The sequence below is a fragment of the Halogranum amylolyticum genome, from assembly GCF_900110465.1.
In the GTDB taxonomy this organism is placed as follows: domain Archaea; phylum Halobacteriota; class Halobacteria; order Halobacteriales; family Haloferacaceae; genus Halogranum; species Halogranum amylolyticum.
Genome location: NZ_FODV01000005.1, coordinates 62,546 through 79,256 on the forward strand (window position 1 = coordinate 62,546; position 16,711 = coordinate 79,256).

At 65.9% G+C, this 16,711-nt stretch carries 18 protein-coding genes; 11 read left to right on the forward strand and 7 right to left on the reverse strand.

The window, feature by feature from the left end:
• Positions 1-233: 233 nt before the first annotated feature.
• Positions 234-1,553 (forward strand): GTPase HflX, encoded by a 1,320-nt coding sequence (gene hflX, locus BSG17_RS11285; RefSeq protein ID WP_089824096.1) that lies wholly within the window; start codon positions 234-236, stop codon positions 1,551-1,553.
• Positions 1,554-1,630: 77 nt separating this feature from the next.
• On the forward strand, positions 1,631-2,506 hold the full coding sequence (locus BSG17_RS11290) for an alpha/beta fold hydrolase (protein WP_089824098.1): 876 nt from the start codon (positions 1,631-1,633) through the stop codon (positions 2,504-2,506).
• Between the two features lie 94 nt (positions 2,507-2,600).
• On the opposite strand, the gene BSG17_RS11295 is transcribed toward BSG17_RS11290, so the two are convergent.
• Complete coding sequence (locus BSG17_RS11295) at positions 2,601-3,449, reverse strand: helix-turn-helix transcriptional regulator (RefSeq protein ID WP_089824100.1); 849 nt, start codon at positions 3,447-3,449, stop codon at positions 2,601-2,603.
• A 129-nt stretch (positions 3,450-3,578) separates the two neighbouring features.
• On the opposite strand from BSG17_RS11295, the gene BSG17_RS11300 reads away from it, so the two are divergent.
• The gene (locus BSG17_RS11300) at positions 3,579-4,976 is read left to right on the forward strand and encodes an FAD-binding oxidoreductase (protein ID WP_170864785.1); all 1,398 of its coding nucleotides are present in this window, start codon (positions 3,579-3,581) and stop codon (positions 4,974-4,976) included.
• A 138-nt stretch (positions 4,977-5,114) separates the two neighbouring features.
• Here BSG17_RS11300 and BSG17_RS11305 read toward each other — a convergent pair whose 3' ends face one another.
• Positions 5,115-5,423 carry an ester cyclase gene (locus tag BSG17_RS11305; protein ID WP_244531518.1) on the reverse strand — a complete coding sequence of 103 codons (309 nt, stop codon included), beginning with the start codon at positions 5,421-5,423 and terminating at the stop codon, positions 5,115-5,117.
• Between the two features lie 341 nt (positions 5,424-5,764).
• Here BSG17_RS11305 and BSG17_RS11310 point away from each other — a divergent pair, with 341 nt between their 5' ends.
• The 8 genes from BSG17_RS11310 (at position 5,765) to tpiA (ending at position 11,196) form a co-directional block, all read left to right on the forward strand.
• Positions 5,765-6,121, forward strand: coding sequence for a VOC family protein (locus tag BSG17_RS11310; RefSeq protein ID WP_089824104.1), 357 nt, complete (start codon positions 5,765-5,767; stop codon positions 6,119-6,121).
• Between the two features lie 51 nt (positions 6,122-6,172).
• Positions 6,173-7,258 (forward strand): histidinol-phosphate transaminase, encoded by a 1,086-nt coding sequence (hisC, locus tag BSG17_RS11315; protein ID WP_089824106.1) that lies wholly within the window; start codon positions 6,173-6,175, stop codon positions 7,256-7,258.
• The gene (locus BSG17_RS11320) at positions 7,255-7,758 is read left to right on the forward strand and encodes an adenylate kinase family protein (RefSeq protein ID WP_089824108.1); all 504 of its coding nucleotides are present in this window, start codon (positions 7,255-7,257) and stop codon (positions 7,756-7,758) included. The genes hisC and BSG17_RS11320 overlap by 4 nt, the downstream gene beginning before the upstream one ends.
• Positions 7,755-8,357, forward strand: coding sequence for a CDP-alcohol phosphatidyltransferase family protein (locus tag BSG17_RS11325; protein WP_089824109.1), 603 nt, complete (start codon positions 7,755-7,757; stop codon positions 8,355-8,357). Before BSG17_RS11320 ends, BSG17_RS11325 begins: the two co-directional genes overlap by 4 nt.
• Positions 8,358-8,452: 95 nt before the next feature.
• Positions 8,453-8,980: a multiprotein bridging factor aMBF1 gene (locus BSG17_RS11330; protein ID WP_089824111.1), complete on the forward strand. Its 528-nt coding sequence runs from the start codon at positions 8,453-8,455 to the stop codon at positions 8,978-8,980.
• 259 nt (positions 8,981-9,239) lie between these two features.
• A complete protein-coding gene (locus BSG17_RS11335; protein ID WP_089824113.1) occupies positions 9,240-9,863 on the forward strand; it encodes a winged helix-turn-helix transcriptional regulator in 624 nt (207 codons plus the stop codon).
• Positions 9,864-9,962: 99 nt separating this feature from the next.
• Entirely contained in the window at positions 9,963-10,334 is a 372-nt protein-coding gene (locus BSG17_RS11340) for a hypothetical protein (RefSeq protein WP_089824115.1), read from the forward strand.
• A 217-nt stretch (positions 10,335-10,551) separates the two neighbouring features.
• Positions 10,552-11,196: a triose-phosphate isomerase gene (gene tpiA, locus BSG17_RS11345; RefSeq protein WP_089824117.1), complete on the forward strand. Its 645-nt coding sequence runs from the start codon at positions 10,552-10,554 to the stop codon at positions 11,194-11,196.
• Positions 11,197-11,255: 59 nt separating this feature from the next.
• Here tpiA and BSG17_RS11350 read toward each other — a convergent pair whose 3' ends face one another.
• The 5 genes from BSG17_RS11350 to BSG17_RS11370 all read right to left on the reverse strand — a co-directional run bounded on the left by BSG17_RS11350 (position 11,256) and on the right by BSG17_RS11370 (position 16,710).
• Positions 11,256-13,106, reverse strand: coding sequence for a helicase HerA domain-containing protein (locus BSG17_RS11350; protein WP_089824119.1), 1,851 nt, complete (start codon positions 13,104-13,106; stop codon positions 11,256-11,258).
• 58 nt (positions 13,107-13,164) lie between these two features.
• Positions 13,165-13,758, reverse strand: coding sequence for a hypothetical protein (locus BSG17_RS27490; protein ID WP_089824120.1), 594 nt, complete (start codon positions 13,756-13,758; stop codon positions 13,165-13,167).
• A complete protein-coding gene (gene dinB, locus BSG17_RS11360; protein WP_089824122.1) occupies positions 13,755-15,107 on the reverse strand; it encodes a DNA polymerase IV in 1,353 nt (450 codons plus the stop codon). Before dinB ends, BSG17_RS27490 begins: the two co-directional genes overlap by 4 nt.
• Positions 15,108-15,193: 86 nt before the next feature.
• Positions 15,194-15,622, reverse strand: a complete 429-nt coding sequence (gene lrpA1, locus BSG17_RS11365) for an HTH-type transcriptional regulator LrpA1 (protein WP_089824124.1) — start codon at positions 15,620-15,622, stop codon at positions 15,194-15,196.
• A 149-nt stretch (positions 15,623-15,771) separates the two neighbouring features.
• The gene (locus tag BSG17_RS11370; RefSeq protein ID WP_089824126.1) at positions 15,772-16,710 is read right to left on the reverse strand and encodes a thiamine pyrophosphate-dependent enzyme; all 939 of its coding nucleotides are present in this window, start codon (positions 16,708-16,710) and stop codon (positions 15,772-15,774) included.
• Position 16,711: the final 1 nt, after the last annotated feature.

Consider the following 16,711-nt stretch of genomic DNA (forward strand, 5'->3'; position numbering starts at 1 on the left):
ATCACTCTCCAGAGCCCGATGCTCCTCGACTGAACTGTCCTCCGGTCGCGTCGCTCGACGGACACAGCCCTCGTGCTGGACGGCGACTCGACCCCTCGTCTTCGGTCACCCCGTGTGACCACGCACCGGTCTCCGACCCTCGCCGTCGCACCTGACCGCGGCGGCCGGCCGGCGGGCAGTTCGGACGCTCCGTCACGTTCGTCTCGTCACGGCGGTCGGCACCACAGACGCGTATGCAACAGTCACGACAGCAGCCAGCACTCGTCGCCGCCCGACACGACCCGAGAGAGAAACGAACGACCGCCGAACTGACGGCCCTCGCCGAGACGGCGGGGTACACCGTCGTCGGCGAACTCACTCAGACCCGCCCCGAGGACGCCGCCTACCAGTTCGGCCGCGGGAAGGCCGAGGAGCTAGCTCGCCGCGTCGCCGAGCACGAGGTCGACACCGTCCTCGTCGACAACCCGCTCTCGCCGCAGCAGGCACACAACCTCCGCGCACTCGCGCCCGACGGGACGCCGTTCGTCGACCGTCACCGACTCGTCCTCGACATCTTCGCCCAGCGCGCGGGGACGAGAGCGGCGAAACTGCAGGTCCGACTCGCCGAACTCCGGTACGAGCTGCCCCGAGTCCGCCAGGAGATCCGCCTCGAAGCCGAGGCGGCCAACGAACGCCGAACGGTTGCGGGGATGAACGAGAAGGAGCACCGCCGTGTGCTCGACATCCAGGAACGCATCCAGCGCGTCGAACGGAGACTCGACTCGCTCGGCAGCGTCGAGAGCGACCGACGAGCGCACCACCGACACGCGGGTCGCGACCTCGTCGCACTCGCCGGCTACACCAACGCCGGGAAGTCGACGCTTCTGCGACGACTCGCCGACGACCTCGCCGTCGAGGGTGACGGAGCGACCGACCCCGATCATCCCGACGAAGCGACGACGGCCGCGACCGCCGACCGACTGTTCGAGACGCTGGAGACGACGACTCGCGGCGTCTCGACCGACGGTCGACGGCTACTCGTCACCGACACGGTCGGATTCGTCCGCGACCTGCCGCCGTGGCTCGTCGACGCCTTCGAGTCGACGCTGTCGGCGGTCTACCACGCCGACGTCGTCCTCCTCGTCGTCGACGCGAGCGACCCCCGCTCGGAGGTCCGCGAGAAGGTCGACACCTGCCGGGACGTGCTCGACGACGCCGACGGCGTGATCCTCCCCGTGTTGAACAAGGTCGACCAGTGTTCGACCGCGCACGTCGACCGACTCCACGAGCTGTGTTCGGGGTTCGACGCCGACCCGGTCGCCGTCAGTTCGACCGAGGGGACCGGTGTCGACGAGCTCCTCGCCCGCGTCCGGTCGGCGGTTCCGACCGCCGAGGCGACGCTCACCGTCCCGAACACGGGCAAGTCCCAAGCGTTGCTCTCGTGGGCACACGACCACGGGAGCGTCGCCGACGTCGACTACGACGGCGAGACCGTCACTTTCGATCTCGTCGGTCGGCCAGCAGTCATCGAGAGAGCGCGTTCGAAGGCCACGGACGTGAGCAAAACGGGGTGAACGAGTAGAGCGGACAGCGGGACGGGGGTGCTGGTCGCCCGCGAGTTCATCACGTCAGAGCGCGTATCTCTCCTCTCATGCCGACAGTGCAGACGAACGGGATCGAGACGTACTACGAGGAGCGCGGCGAGGGACGGCCTGTGGTGTTCGTCCACGCCGCGCTCGTCGACCACGCGATGTGGGACGAGCAGGTCGCAGCGCTCGAAGACGACTACCGGACCGTCGTCTACGACGTCCGCGGCCACGGACGGACCGGCGGGTCGCCGCTCGCGGAGTACTCGACGACGCTCTACGCCGCGGACCTTCGCGCGCTTGTCGAAGCGCTAGAGCTCGACCGACCGGTGCTCTGCGGCCTCTCGCTGGGCGGGCTGATCGCCCAGACGTACGCGGCGACGTACCCCGACGAGATCGCCGGTCTGGTGCTCGCCGACACGTTCACGCCGCCGATCCTCACGCGCGGCGAGTGGTTCCTGCGTCGCGTCGTGTTGAACGCGCTGATCCCGCCGGTCCGACTCCTCGGCCTCGAACGCGTCGAGAAGGCCAACGTGTGGCTGACGGAGCGGTTCTTCGGCGGCGCCGGCGGTGACTACGAGAAGGTCGAAGCGTTGCGCGCGGCGGGGCCGACGGTCACCACCGACGAGTTCGTCAAGATCGTTCGCTCGATGACGCGGTTCCACGACGTGACCGTCGACCTCACGGCCATCTCGGTCCCGACGCTCGTCGTCTACGGCGAGAAGGAACTCCCGTTCGTCACGCAGCACGCGGCGCGACTCGCCGCCCACCTCGCCCGCGTCGACGTCGTCGAGATCCCCGGAGCGGGCCACGCCTCGAACCTCGACGACCCCGAGACGTTCACCGGCGCACTCCGGGCGTTCCTCGACTGGATCGCACCGGTCGGAGACGGTGAAGACGTCAACCCCGAAACGGGGAGTCGGCGACCGTCGTCGGTCTGACCGCGTTCTCGCAGGGATCAGCGAAAGCCCTCGTCTCTCGACGTCGCAGAGACCCCACCTGGTGAGAGCTGCGTGCTGAATAGAGAGGGTGTGTTCAGCACGGTTCACTTCCGGATAGACCTGCTGAGTCAGTATCGAACGCGGCTGTGTCGAGCGATTCAGAACGCTTCCGATACGCTTCGATCAGATCGTGACCCCACGAACGCACCACCTCGTTTTCGGTTTCGACGAACGCGATGCTCTCGAGTCGACGATTCCCTATCAGTACTGTCTCGTCGAAAATAAACAGGATGCAGGGAATGGAGCCATCGTAGCAGTAGAGGTTGGCGCCTGCCCCCACGTACTTTTTCCAACGAGTGGACCTGTCTGTGTCCTGGCGGAGGACGTCGAGTTCGTCGGCAGTGATGACGTGCTTTGTTTGCAGGTCACCGTCGACTACACTCTCGACCATTGCCTGTTCCAGACCCACGGTCGGCGCGGTATTCACGAGGCACGAAAACACGTCGGAGACCCGAAACAGATCGATTAGTCGTGTATCGCCTGCACCGACGGCGTTCGGCTCTGGCCTTCGGACGGTCGCGTCGCTGAAATGGTGGAGGCCGATGGTCAGTTCTTCTTCCGGCAGCCAAGACACCGCCTCCCCGAGTGTTCGAATCGCGTCTAAGGCTCGAACGTATCGCTCAGTCTCGACCGACACGTATTTGCCCGATCGGGTGGCCACGTACTCGCCGTCGGCCGTTCGCTCGGCCCATCCACGTTCGACCATCTCGGTCAGTATTCGGCGAAGGGTCGAACGTGGGATATCGGTCGACTCGGAGAGAATCCGAGGAGTGTACGACCCTGTCGCGATCACCTTCAGGAGTTGGAGACGGTTTGCCGACCGCGAAAGGTGCGCCATGTCTTCCAGAGCGTCGTCTGGATGGTTAGTGGCGTCCTCGAGCATAGGCTACTGTTTCGTGCTATATGGTATCAATGTTCGTACACTGGAGGTGCACTCACGGCGTGGGAGAATTCTCACGGGATAATTCGATAGTTCTCCCGACCCACATCAGAGGCAGAACGGAGCGTAATCATGGCTGCGACCACCGATCTCGAAACATCGACCGTCGAATCGTTCAGGGATCAACTTCGTGGAGAGGTCCTGCAACCAGGCGACGAGGGTTACGACGAAGCTCGCACGGTCTGGAATGCGATGATTGACAAAGAGCCCACACTCGTCGCGAAATGCGAGGGAACTGCCGACGTGATCAGGGCAGTGAACTTCGCCCGAGAGCTCGGTCTCCTGACTGCAGTCAAGGGTGGAGGTCACAACATCGCTGGCAAAGCCGTCTGCGACGACGGCCTGCTAATCGATCTCTCGGCTATAAACAACGTACGGGTTGATCCGGACTCTCAAACCGCTCGTGTCGGGGGTGGAGCGACATGGGGTGAGTTCGATCACGAGGCTCAGGCGTTCGGTCTCGCTACCACTGGAGGTATCGTCTCGTCGACAGGCGTGGCGGGACTGACGCTCGGCGGCGGACTCGGCCACCTCGACCGCAAGTACGGTCTCGCTTCCGACAACCTTCGTTCCGTAGAGATCGTGACCGCCGATGGTGAGTTGGTCCATGCGAGTGAAGACGAGAATCGAGACTTGTTTTGGGGGGTTCGCGGTGGTGGCGGTAACTTCGGTATCGTGACGTCGTTCGAGTTCGACCTTCACGAGGTTGGTCCCGAAGTGCTGGCCGGACCGATCATTTACCGCTACGAGGACGCTGCCGATGTTTTCCGCTTCTACCGCGACTTCATGCGCGAGGCGCGAGACGAGATCCAATGCTACGCGTTCTTCTCGAAAGGCTCTGCCGAGCTGGGTCTCCCTGAATCGCTTCATGGTGAGACCATCTTCGTCCTGTTCCCCTCCTACGCAGGCGAAATCGACGAGGGAAGTGAGGTACTTGCCCCGCTCCAGAACTTCGGAGATCCGATCGCCGACGCAGTGCAACCCATGCCATACACGGCGTTACAGAGTTTCGTCGACGACCGGTGGGAGGAGGGCGCTCGCAACTATTGGAAGTCGCGGTTCTTCGACGAACTCACGGACGAGGCGATCGACACCATAGTCGAGTACTGTGACTCGTCGGCACCGTTCACGTCGGTGTTCACCGATGGCTGGCTCGGCGGAGCGATCAGCCGTCCCGACCACGACGCGACGGCCTTCCCCCACCGAGACAAGGCGTTCTCGTTCACGATTGGCATGCGCTGGCAGGATCCGACACGGGACGACGAGCACATCGCTTGGGCACGGGACTTCCACGAGGCGTTGGAACCGTATGCCTCCGACGGAGTGTACGTGAACCTCCTCGACCGGGACGACTCCAAACGGGTCCCGGACGCGTACGGAGAACGATACGATCGGCTCCGCGAACTCAAACGAGAGTGGGATCCGGAGAACCGGTTTAGGCTGAACCAGAACATCGAACCAGCCGAGTGAACAGTACTTCTGGTCCTCTGTACGGACGGTTCCATCTCGACTACTAAGATGCACTCTCTATTCAGCACGCCGACTCTGACAATACGAAAGTAGGGTTCTGGGGGCGTGCTGAATAGAGAGGTTGTGGTCAGCAGAGGGTCAGTCTTGCTCTTTGGTGAGGCCAAGTTGGTCGAACACTTCCTGAAGATCGTAGTAGAGCCGGTCTTCTTGCACTTTCCCGTTCTCAGTTAGTATCTTCGCCATACCGCTGATTTCCATCCGGCGGTGGGTCGGTGGAATCCCGTTGTACTCTCCTTCGTGAGTTGCCGTTACCGTCCACTCCTTCATCACCACCCCGTCGCTGGCGAGGATGTTGTCCACCGTAACGTGCCAGTCGGGGAACCCCGTCCGGAGATCACGGAGGTACGCTTCGAACGCGTCGCGTCCGTGAACCTCGCCGTCGGACATCGAGGGAACGGAAACGTCGATCGATTCGGAGACTACCTCGAGTTTCGAGAAGTCCGTTCCACAACTCTCGATACTCTTGTTCGACCTCTTGTGCGGCCGTCGCCATGGGTTGGTAACCCCCGTTCGGATATGCTGTGTGTTAACAAATATCTACGCGTTTCGCAGGTCGTCTGACTGGGAGAGGTCAGTCGATAGATGACCGACATGCGCTCGCTATTCAGCAACGCATTGCTGACGACGACCGAAGAGGACACCGACTCGACGTCCGAACTCTTCTGTTGTCCCCTTTCGACAATTGCCCCAGCGCGTAGACCTTTATCCGAAGCCGAGCGACTCGGCGTATGAGCCTACTGCACGCAGCGATCGACGTCACCGATATGGAAGCGACAAGCGCGTTCTACGGCGACGTCCTCGGCTTCGAACCGGTCGCCGAACTGGAGGCCGGCGGCGTCACCAACGTCTTCTACGGCCACGGCGACGAGATGGAACTCCAGTTCGTCCCCGCCGAGGGCGAGGTCGACCCCTCGGGACTGAACCACCTCGCCGTCGACGTCGACGACGTGGACGCGCTGGTCGAGGAACTCGGCGAGGACCGCGTCGAACGCGGCCCCTTCGCCGTCGACGAGTTCGGCCTCTACGTCGCGTTCGTCACCGACCCCGACGGCTACGTCGTCGAGGTTATTCAGCCACAGGAGTAGCGGTCGGTCGGTGTAAGCACCCTTAAGAGTCGTCGCCTGCATCCCACGACTATGCAACCACGGGACCTCTCAGACCACGCTCCGTACGTTCCCGGCCGCGGGACGGAGGAGGTCGCCCGCGAACTCGGCATCGACCCCGAGGCGCTGACGAAACTGTCGTCGAACGAGAACCCGTTCGGACCGAGTCCGAAGGCTGTCGAGGCGGCACGGAAGGCGGCCCCGGAGATCGACGTTTATCCGACTACCTCGCACGCCGACCTCACCGAGAAACTGGCCGCGAAGTGGGAACTCGCCCCCGAACAGGTGTGGGTGAGCGCCGGCGCCGACGGCGCGCTCGACTACCTCTCGCGGGCGATGCTCGAACCGGACGACCGCGTGCTCGTGCCGACGCCCGGCTTCTCCTACTACGGGATGAGCGCCCGCTACCACCACGGCGAGGTGGCGACGTACGAGCTCACCGCCGAGGACGACTTCGCACAGACGTCCGAGACGGTGCTCGACTACTACGACGGCGAGCGGATCGTCTATCTGACGACGCCGCACAACCCGACGGGCGCCGAGTTCTCTCGCGACGCCGTCCGCGAGATCGCCGAGTCGGTCGACGACGAGACGCTCGTCGTCGTCGACGAAGCGTACGGAGAGTACTCCGAGCGCCCGAGCAGCATCGGCCTGCTGAGCGAGTACGACAACCTCGCGATCACACGCACGTTCTCGAAGGCGTACGGGATCGCCGGTCTCCGCATCGGGTGGGCGGCGGTGCCCGATGCGTGGGCCGACGCCTACGCGCGCGTGAACACCCCGTTCGCCGCCAACGAGGTGGCCTGTCGGGCCGCCCTCGCCGCCCTCGACGACGAGGACCACGTCAAGCGGACGGTCGAACAGGCGCGGTGGGCACGGGAGTATCTCGCCGACAACCTCGAGGCACCCACCTACGACAGCGCGGGCAACTTCGTCCTCGCGGAGGTCGGCGACGCGACCGCCGTCGCCGAGGCCAGCCAGCGCGAGGGAGTCATCGTCCGCGACTGTTCGAGCTTCGGCCTCCCGACCTGTATCCGCATCTCCTGTGGGACCGAGGAGGGGACGAAGCAGGCCGTCGACGTGCTCAACGGAATCCTCGCCGAGGTGGCGGAGGCGTGAGGGTCGTCGTCACCGGGACGCCAGGGACGGGGAAGACGACGGCGGTGGACGCGTTGGAGACAGAGGAGCGGATCGTTCACCTCAACGACGCCATCCGCGACCACGAGCTGTGGACCGAACGCGACGCCGACCGCGACACGCTCGTCACCGACCTCGACGCCGTCCGCGAGTGGCTCGGTGACTGGGACGGGTTAGTGGAGTCCCACCTCGCCCACCACCTCGACGCCGACAAGGTGGTCGTCCTCCGCTGTCGTCCCGACGTGCTCGAAGAACGGCTTCGGGAGCGTGGCGAGTCGGAAACAAAAGCGAAAGAAAACGCCGAGAGCGAAGCGCTCGACGTGATCCTCTCCGAGGCGGTCGAGTTCCACGGCGAGGAGTCGGTGTACGAGATCGACACCACCGACCGGACGCCCGAGGCGGTCGCCGCCGAGATCCGGGCAGTCCTCGACGACGAGCGGGAACCGAGCGCCGGGACGGTGAACTTCCTCGACTATCTATGACGCTCGACCAGTACCGCTCCGTCGCCGACCGACTGCTCAGCCCGTTCGTCTCGCTGGCCGACAGCGCCGGTCTCTCGCCGGACGGAGTGAGCGTCATCGCCTTCGGCTTCGCCGTCGCCGCCGGCGCGGCCTTCTACGTCGCCACTCCGCTCTGGTACGCCCTCGGGGCGTTCTTCGTCTTCTGCAACGGGTGGCTCGACCTCGTCGACGGCGCGCTCGCCCGCGAACAGGACGTCGCCTCCGCCGGCGGTGACTTGCTCGACCACGTGCTGGACCGCTACGCCGACATCGTCATCCTCGCCGGGTTGGCGGCGGGGATCGACAACTACGCGCTCGGCCTCGCCGCCGTCACCGGCGTCCTCATGACCTCGTACCTCGGCACGCAGATCCAGGCCGTGGGGTTGGGTCGGGAGTACGGCGGTCTGCTCGGTCGCGCCGACCGCCTCGCGCTCGTCGGGGTGACGGGCGCCCTCGCCGCGATCGCTCCCGGCGAACTCGTCGCGGGGTTGACGCTCGTCGGGTTCCTGCTCGTGCTGTTCGCGGTCGTCGGCCACGTCACCGCACTCCAGCGGTTCTGGGGTGCGTGGTCGGATCTCTAGGTCGACGCCGTCGTCGACTCCGCGACATCTGAGAATCGGCCGCGTGACGGCGGCGGGGCGTGCGTTTTATACCTCGGGCTCCTCTACCACAGACCATGCCCCAGTGCGAGATGTGCGGTGCCGACAAGCCGTCACTCACCACTACGAAAGTCGAAGGTGCCGAACTGCAGCTCTGTGACAGCTGCAAGGACTTCGGGACCGAGGTCCGCACTGAATCTGCGAGTTCTACGTCGACGAAGTACTCGACGTCGTCTTCGAAGACGGATCAGTCCTCGGGGTCGTCGGGGAGTTCGTCCTCGTCGTCCGACGGTAGTACGCGCCGTCGCCGCGACATGTTCGACGACATGGACGAAATCGCGGCGGACTACGACGAGCGGATCCGAGCGGCCCGCGAGAAGCAGGGTCTGAGCCAGGAGGACCTCGCCGGTCAGCTGAACGAGAAGGCGAGTCTCATCCGCAAACTCGAACGCGGCGATACCCTCCCCAGCGACGACGTCCAGAAGAAACTGGAGAAGAAACTCGGTATCTCGCTCACCGAAGGGTCGAGCGACGAGGACGCCGACTGGTCCGGAGGATCGTCGACGACGACGACGCTCGGCGACGTCGTCAAGCGGAAAGACTGAACGCGCGGACGAAAGAGGATCGCCGACGCTTCTCGACTCGCGACTCCCCCTCTTCGTACCCGGACCCCGTTTTCATCGCTCGAGCCGTTTGTCCGTCGGTCACGACCCTCCGGCGGAACGGCCAACGCCCATTTGTGGGAGGATAGTGATATCTCAGTGATGAGACACCGCCTGCCCCTCCACCGTCGTTCGGGCGACGCCGGTGACAGCGGACCTCTCGGACCGACGGATATCGCCACGTCCCGCGCGCCCAGGACCCATGCGTGATCTCTCGGCGAGCGTAGTCTCAGGGCGCTCCGTGATCGGGGAGGTCCTCGCGAACGCCGTCGCGAGGAGCTCGACGCTCGGCGTGCTGGTGCCTGCAGTCTGGCTCGTGACCGGGAGCCACATCCGCATCGACGGCGAGAGGTTCGACAACGAGGTCCGGTCGACGGTGTTCCGAACCATCGTGGACTCGCCGGGGACGTACGTCGCGGCACTCGCTGAGGAGACCGACATCCCCCGGTCGACCATTCGCTACCACGTGCGAGTACTCGAACGGGAGGGGGCGGTGTTCGGCGAGAAGATCAGGGGGAGACATCGGTGTTTCCCGAGGTGCCACGACGACCCGGCGCTCACCGCCGCACTCGCCGACGAGGTCCTCGTCGACGTCCTCGAGGCCATCGCCCGCGTCGAACCCGCGAGTACCAGCGAGTTGGCGGCCGAACTCGACCGCGCGCCGAGCACGGTGTCGCACCACATCTCGCGGTTGGCCGAGGACGGACTGGTCGACCGTGAGCGCGACGGCGGTGCCGTCCTCACGCGACTCGCCGACGACGTCCGGCGCCGCGTCGAGAACCGACGACGCAGGTGGAGTCCGGCCGACCTCCCGGCCGACGACTGAACGACGGCACCGCCAGAGGGTTTCGACGGTTCGGTTAGAACGCCTTTTCGTTTGTAGACCGTTCTCTGCGACAGGCCAACGCGGCCTGGAGACCCCTATATGAAAGACGATACGACGTTCACACTCGACCGTCGAACGGCAGTGAAAGGGCTCGGCGCGGTCGCGACCGCGTCGCTCGTTGGCCTCGCGGGCTGTGCCGGTAACGGCGGCGAGGACACGGAGACGACTGAACCCGGAGCGGGCGGGGAAGAGACGACCGAACCGGGAATGGGCGAAGAGGAGACGACCGAAGCGCCCGAGGAGACGGAGACGGAGACGGAGACGGAAACGGCCGAGACGACGACCGAGGACGGCGAGATGCTCGGCAACGAGACGACGACTGCGAACGAGACGACCGGCAACGGGACGACGACCGAAGACGACTCCCTGCTCGGCAACGAGACGACCACCACCACCGAGGAGAGCGCGTAACGCGACCGCCGGTCGGCGACACGTCGTCTCTCGGCAGGTGTCCGTTCGCCTGTCATCCCACGCGTCCGTTTGGCGTCACTCTCGTTCTGTCCTCACCTCGCTCAGTACCGACTCCGACGGCTCCGGGTCGGGACGCCGAGTCGCGAACGCGAGGCCGCAACCACACGGAGTCTGCGGGTAAATCAAGCTATTTACCGCCGCAGTCGAATCTCTCGGTATGTTCATCTTGGTGAACCTGAAGGCGTACCCCTGTGACCCGCTCGAGGTCGCGACCGCCGCACGCGACGTTGCCGACGACGCCGGCGTCCGGATCGCCGTCTCGCCACAGGCGTCCCACCTCTCGCAGGTAGCCGACACCGGCGTCGAGACGTGGGCCCAGCACGTCTCGCCCAACGAGCACGGGAGCAACACCGGGAGCACGCTCGCCGAGGCCGTCGCCGACGCCGGCGCAGTCGGGACGCTGCTCAACCACTCCGAGAAGCGGATGAAGCTCGCCGACATCGACGCGTCGCTCGACGCGGCAGACCGGGCCAACCTCGAGACGATCGTCTGCGCCAACAACCCGACGCAGGTCGGCGCCGCGGCGGCGCTCTCGCCGGACGCCGTCGCCGTCGAACCGCCGGAGCTCATCGGCGGCGACGTCTCCGTGTCGACGGCTGATCCGGGGATCGTCGAGGACGCCGTCGACGCGGCCGCCGCCGTCGACGAGAACGTCGACGTCTTCTGCGGTGCGGGCGTCTCTAGCGGCGATGACGTCGTCGCGGCGCAGGATCTCGGTGCGACGGGCATCCTGCTGGCCAGCGGCGTCGCCAAGGCCGACGACCCGAAGGCGGCGCTCGAAGACCTCGTCTCCGGACTGTAACACGGAAAACCAGCGGTCTCTCGTTTTCGACGTGCCGTCGACGTCGGCGTGGCGTCGACTCAGCGTTCGGGCCACGGCGTCGGGTCGTCACCGTCGACGTCGGGTCCATCGCCGACGTCGTCGACGTCGCTCGACGTCGAGTCGTCTGCAGGGAGGAACGCCGCCTCGATAGCGTCGACCGTCTCGCCGAACTCGTCGGCGTCGAGTCTGTCGGCGTACTCCTCGCGGACGAGTTCCGGAAGCGCGTAGGCGTACTGCCCCCGCCCGGCGTGGTCGACGAACCCGTGTTGTCGGAGCGGTCGGTTCCGGCCGTACGCACGCTGACTGTCGCCGGTGCCGCCGGCGGCGACGTGGGCGTCGACCGGGTCGCTGACGCGTTGCTCGCGGTAGTGACGGAGCATCCTCCGCGAGACCGGGTCGAGCGACTCGATGAGGCTCGTGAGCTCTCTGACGACGTCCCGCTGGTCGCGAACCGGCCCCTCGTCGGTCGTCTCGTCGACTTCCGTCTTCCCGGATCGCTCTGCTTCCTCCTCGAACCCGGGGTAGCCACGGCCGTCGGGTTCCTCGTGGTCGTCGGACTCGCCGGCCGCTCCCCGGTCGTCGGCCGGCCAGCCGCTCCACGACGCCTCCGTCGCGTCGGTCGCTTCGGTGGCTGCAGGCGTGTCGCCCACATCGTCGGCACCGTCGACGTCCGCGGGCGTCTCGACCGCTCGCGTCTCTGTACCGTCTCGCTCGTCCGTGGTGTCCGGAGCTGCCGGAGCCTCTTGCTCGTCTGCCGCGTCCCCCTCGTAGTCGCCCAGTCCGCGCTGGTGCTCCGGCCGGTTCAGGTTTCGTCCGTCGCCGCCCCGGTACGGTGCCTCCGCACGCTGCAGCATCGCCTGCGCGAACGTGTCGGCCATGCGGCTCATGTCCTGTGCCTCCTCGAGTTCGCGTCTGAGCTGGCGGATGGTGGCCTCCTTCTCCTCTAACTCCTGTCGCAGGTCGGCGATCTCGCTCTCCCGACGCGCCTTCTCGTCGGAGATGTCCCGCAGTTCGGAGACGAGATCGCCGCTGACGGACTTCAGTTCGGGGCGCTCGAAGTCGTCGAGTCCGGGCGTCGCGCCCGCGTCGAACGTCTGCTTGCGGTGGAACTGGACGCGCCGGAGCGACTCGCTCCAGTCGGTCATCAGGAACGCCTCGCCGTTCCCCATGTCCTCGATGGCGTCGGCGTACTCGCTGCCGAGGATCCGTCCGACCACCTTCGTGTCGTTGCGCCAAGTCAGGCGGTGCCACACCAGCCAGTCGCACTGGGTGATGTAGTCCTTCTTGACGTCCGCGGGACGCTGACTGATGCCGACGACCCCGAGGCCGTGTTTCCGGCCGCGTTTGGCGATCTTGATGAGCATCTTGCCGGCCTCGCCCATCCCACCCTTCTCGGGGATGTACTCGTGGCACTCCTCGACGAGCATCAGGAACGGCTTCTTCAGTTTCTTCTCCTTGGCGAACAGCTGTCGGGAGACCTGCAGCAGCATCTCTTCGGCGTCGGCCTCGTCGAGGTAGCCGGAGACGTCGAGAATGATGGGGACGTTCTGTTCGAGCGCGAGGTTCGCGATCTTCTCTGCGTGCTCGGGGCTGACCTGGATGTCGCACTCGTCGTCCGCGCCGGCGTGGAGGATCTCGTACTGCTCTTTCAGCCCGTAGTACTCGCCGTCGGTGTCGACGATGAGCACCGGGAACTGCGAGTCAAGCAGGTTCTCGATGACGACGCTCGCCGAGTTAGACTTTCCGCCTCCCGACTTGCCGGTGATGAACCCACGTCCGGTGAGAATCTCGACGACCGGAAGCGAAACGGGCGTTCCGACCGGGTCGTCGCCGTCCCCGCCGGGGCCGTCGCTCACCTCCGCTACGGTGATAGTTTCCTCGTCTGTCATTCGGTTGGTGGCAACTCCGACCGTGGCCCCATAACTCCTGCTGTCGTCTCGCGACTGCTCACGCTTCGACGGTGCGACGCAGTCGGAACTGATAGCCCGACGGCGACGAGGAGTACTCGTCGAAGACGAACTCGTCGGTGGCCGCCTGTCCCGGTTCGACGGTCGCCGTCCGCTCGCTCCGGAGTCGCCGCCCGTTCTGTAACCGCACCGTCGCCTCGAACGTCACCGAGACGGCGACGTCGTTCTCGTTACGAACGCTGTACAGCACTCGGTAGGCGTCGTCGTCGTCGAACCCGCGGGAGTGGACGTCGAGGTTGCGCTGGAGGTCAGGGTTCGTCGTCGCGGTCGGTTCGGCCGTCGGCGTCGGCGACTCCGTCGCGGTGGGCGTGGGTTCGGGTGTCGGCGTCGACGTGGGCCGGTCGGTCGCTGTCGGGGTCGGGTCACGGGTCGTCGGCGACTGCGTGGCCGCCCCGGCCGATCGGGGGGTCGCCGTCGCGTTCCCACCACTACGACCGTCGGAGGGAGCGTCGTCGTCGCCGTCGGCGACCGTCGCACCCGTCCACCCGACTGCCGCGCCGCCGAGGAGGACGAGCAGGGACCGTCTGTTTACAGTTGCGTCCTGTACCCACCAGTAGAAGATCCCGTCGCTCATTCGAACTCACCCAACGACGCCTGTCCGTTCCGCTGTCGTCCGGGACCGGAATCGGCCGCCGCCGCGTCGTCGTGCTCGTCGGCGTCGAGCCACTGCCGGAGGTCGCCTGTCGTCTCGGTCACCTCGGCCGCGTCGTCGGACCGACTGGCGTTCCCCTCGGACGTCTGTGCCGGCTTCGACCCCTCCCAGCCGTCGAGACTGGCCTGCTCTTCGGCCGCGAAACTGAGCTTCGAGACGCGGACGCCCAGTTTCCGGACCTCGTCGTCGGCGAACTCCGCGAGGAGGTCGAGTGCGACCGACTCGACGAGGTCCGGGTCGTCGACCGGCCCGGAGAGCGACCGAGCGCGAGTGTTGACGTCGAACGGAGGGGTGACGACCTTGACGCCGATCGTCCGGTACATCGCCCCGCGCCGTCGGGCACGCTCGGCGACGTCGGCGGCCAGCGCACGGACCTTCTCGCGCTTCGCGTCGGTCTCGTCCGTCGCCTCGACGAACGCCGACTCCCGCGAGAGGCTCTTGGGGCGGCCGGTCGGCGTCACTTCTCGGTCGTCGTACCCTCGAGCCCTATCGTACAGTTCTCGGCCACGCTCGCCGAACCGGTTCCGGAGTTCCGTCGGGTCGGCGGCCGCGAGGTCGCCCGCCGTCTCGATCCCCAACTCGCCCAGTTCGCGCGCGGTCACGGGGCCGACGCCGTGGACCGACTCGACCGGGAGCGGTGCGAGAAACTGCTGGACTTCGCCGGGTTCGACGACGACGAGCCCGTCGGGCTTGTCGTGGTCGCTGGCGACCTTGGCGGTGCTCATGTTGGGGGCGACGCCGACGCTCGCCGGGACGCCGACCTCGCGGTCGATCCGTTCTCTGACGTGACGGGCGAACCCCTCTGCGAGCGTCCGACTGTCGCCGTCGACGGTCTGCCACGACGTCCGACCCGTCACGTCGAGGTACGCCTCGTCGATGCTCACCTCGCGGACGACGTCCGCACAGTCGTGCAACACCTCCCTGACCCGGTCGGCGATCTCCTCGTAAAACTCCAGATCGACGGGGCGGTAGTAGCCCGCGTCGGCGTCGCCGTCGTCGAGTCGCTCCTCGTCGCGTCGCGGGAGCAGTTCGAGCGCCGTCGAGATGGGCTGGGCGCTCTCGACGCCGAACTCCCGCGCCTCGTAGCTCGCGGTGGCGACCGCACCGTGCGTCTCGTCGGCGTCGTATCCCATCCCGACGACGAGCGGTTCGTCCGCCAGCTCGGGATCTCGGAGTCGCTCACAGGAGGCGTAGAAACAGTCCATGTCGACGTGGAGGACGATGCGCCGCTCGTCGGCGCCGGGCGTGCCGGGCAGCGTCTCTCCACTCATCGTCTGTCTCTGGGAGGGCGGGGATGCTGAAACTTCGGGGTGCGGAGTGAAAGTGAACGCCCGGAGCGGCGTCACCACACGTCACTTTACTTCAGCCGTTCCTGCAGGAACGACGGGTGGGCGGCGGTGACACCGTCGATCGAGAGGATGTCGCCGCTGATGACGTCGCCGAGGGCGTCGCCGTCGGAAGCGCGCACCTCGGCCATCAGCATGTGGTCCCCCGAGGAGGTGTAGAGCGTCTCGACGGCGTCGAGGTCCTTCAGTGCGCGCGTCGCCTCGACGTAGCGCTCGCTCTCGACGTCGATACCGACGAGGGCGATCGACTGTCCGGAGAGTTTCTTCGGGTCGACGTCGGCGGAGTAGCCGACGATGACGCCGTCGTCTTCGAGTTTGTTGATGTACTTGCGGACCGTCGGCTTGGACACCCCCGCACTCTCGGCGATGTCGGCGTAGGAGGCCTGCGCATCCGCTTCGAGGGCGGCGAGGATGCGGTCCTCTGTGGAGACGGAGCTCATACGAACCAGTTTCTGTTGCCAGAAAAAATACCTTGCGAACCGGAAACGCGTTGTCTCCCTCCGGAAAACAGGTCGGCTCTCGCTCAGCGATGGAGGACAGCGACTCTCCGTGCTCGAAAGAAAGGGTACACCGTGAACGCCGCGTGGCGTTACTTGTGCTTGTCGAGGAACATGTCGTACGAGCGTTCCCACTCGTAGTCCCCGTCGAAGTAGCGCTCCGCGAGCGGCTCGTCGGGCATCTCGCCGATGCGCTGTTTCTCCTGCTGGTAGGAGGGGCGGTCCTCGTCGACGTAGAACCGACCGGTGAGGACCTTCCCCTCGTGGAGAGCGTCCTCGGTCTCGTGCATCATCTCGGCCGCCTCGCGGCGGTCGGTCGGGTCGAAGTCGTAGTCGTCGGAGTCCTGTACGTCGATGTACGGGACGTACTGGCGGGCGTCCTTGTTCCAGGTCGGACACTGCGTCAGGAAGTCCACGTGGGCGAACCCGTCGTGGTTCATCGCCTCGGTGAGGATCTCCTTCGCCTGGTTCGGGTTGACGGCCGCCGTCCGGGCGACGTAGGACGCGCCGGAGGTCAGCGACAGCGACAGCGGGCGGAGCGGCTCCTTGGCGCTGCCGTGCGGCTGCGTCTTCGACTTGTGACCCTTCGGGCTCGTCGGCGAGGTCTGGCCCTTCGTGAGGCCGAAGATCTCGTTGTTGAACACGATGTAGGTCATGTCGTGGTTCTCACGAGCCGTGTGCATGAAGTGGTTCCCACCGATGCCGTAGCCGTCACCGTCACCGCCGGCCGCGATCACTTCGAGGCCGGGGTTGGCGAGCTTCGCGGCCCGAGCGACGGGCAGCGAGCGGCCGTGGATGGTGTGGAACCCGTAGCTGTCGAGGTAGCTGTTGAGCTTCCCCGAGCAGCCGATACCCGTGACGAGCATCGTCTCGTCGGGCGTGCGGCCGACTTCGGGGAGGGCCTGTTTCAGTGCCTTTAGGACACCGAAGTCACCACAGCCAGGACACCACGTCGGCTGCGGTTCGAGGCCCGGCGTGAACTCCTCACGGTCGATCTCGCGTTCTTCACCGATTGCGCTGAATGCACTCATG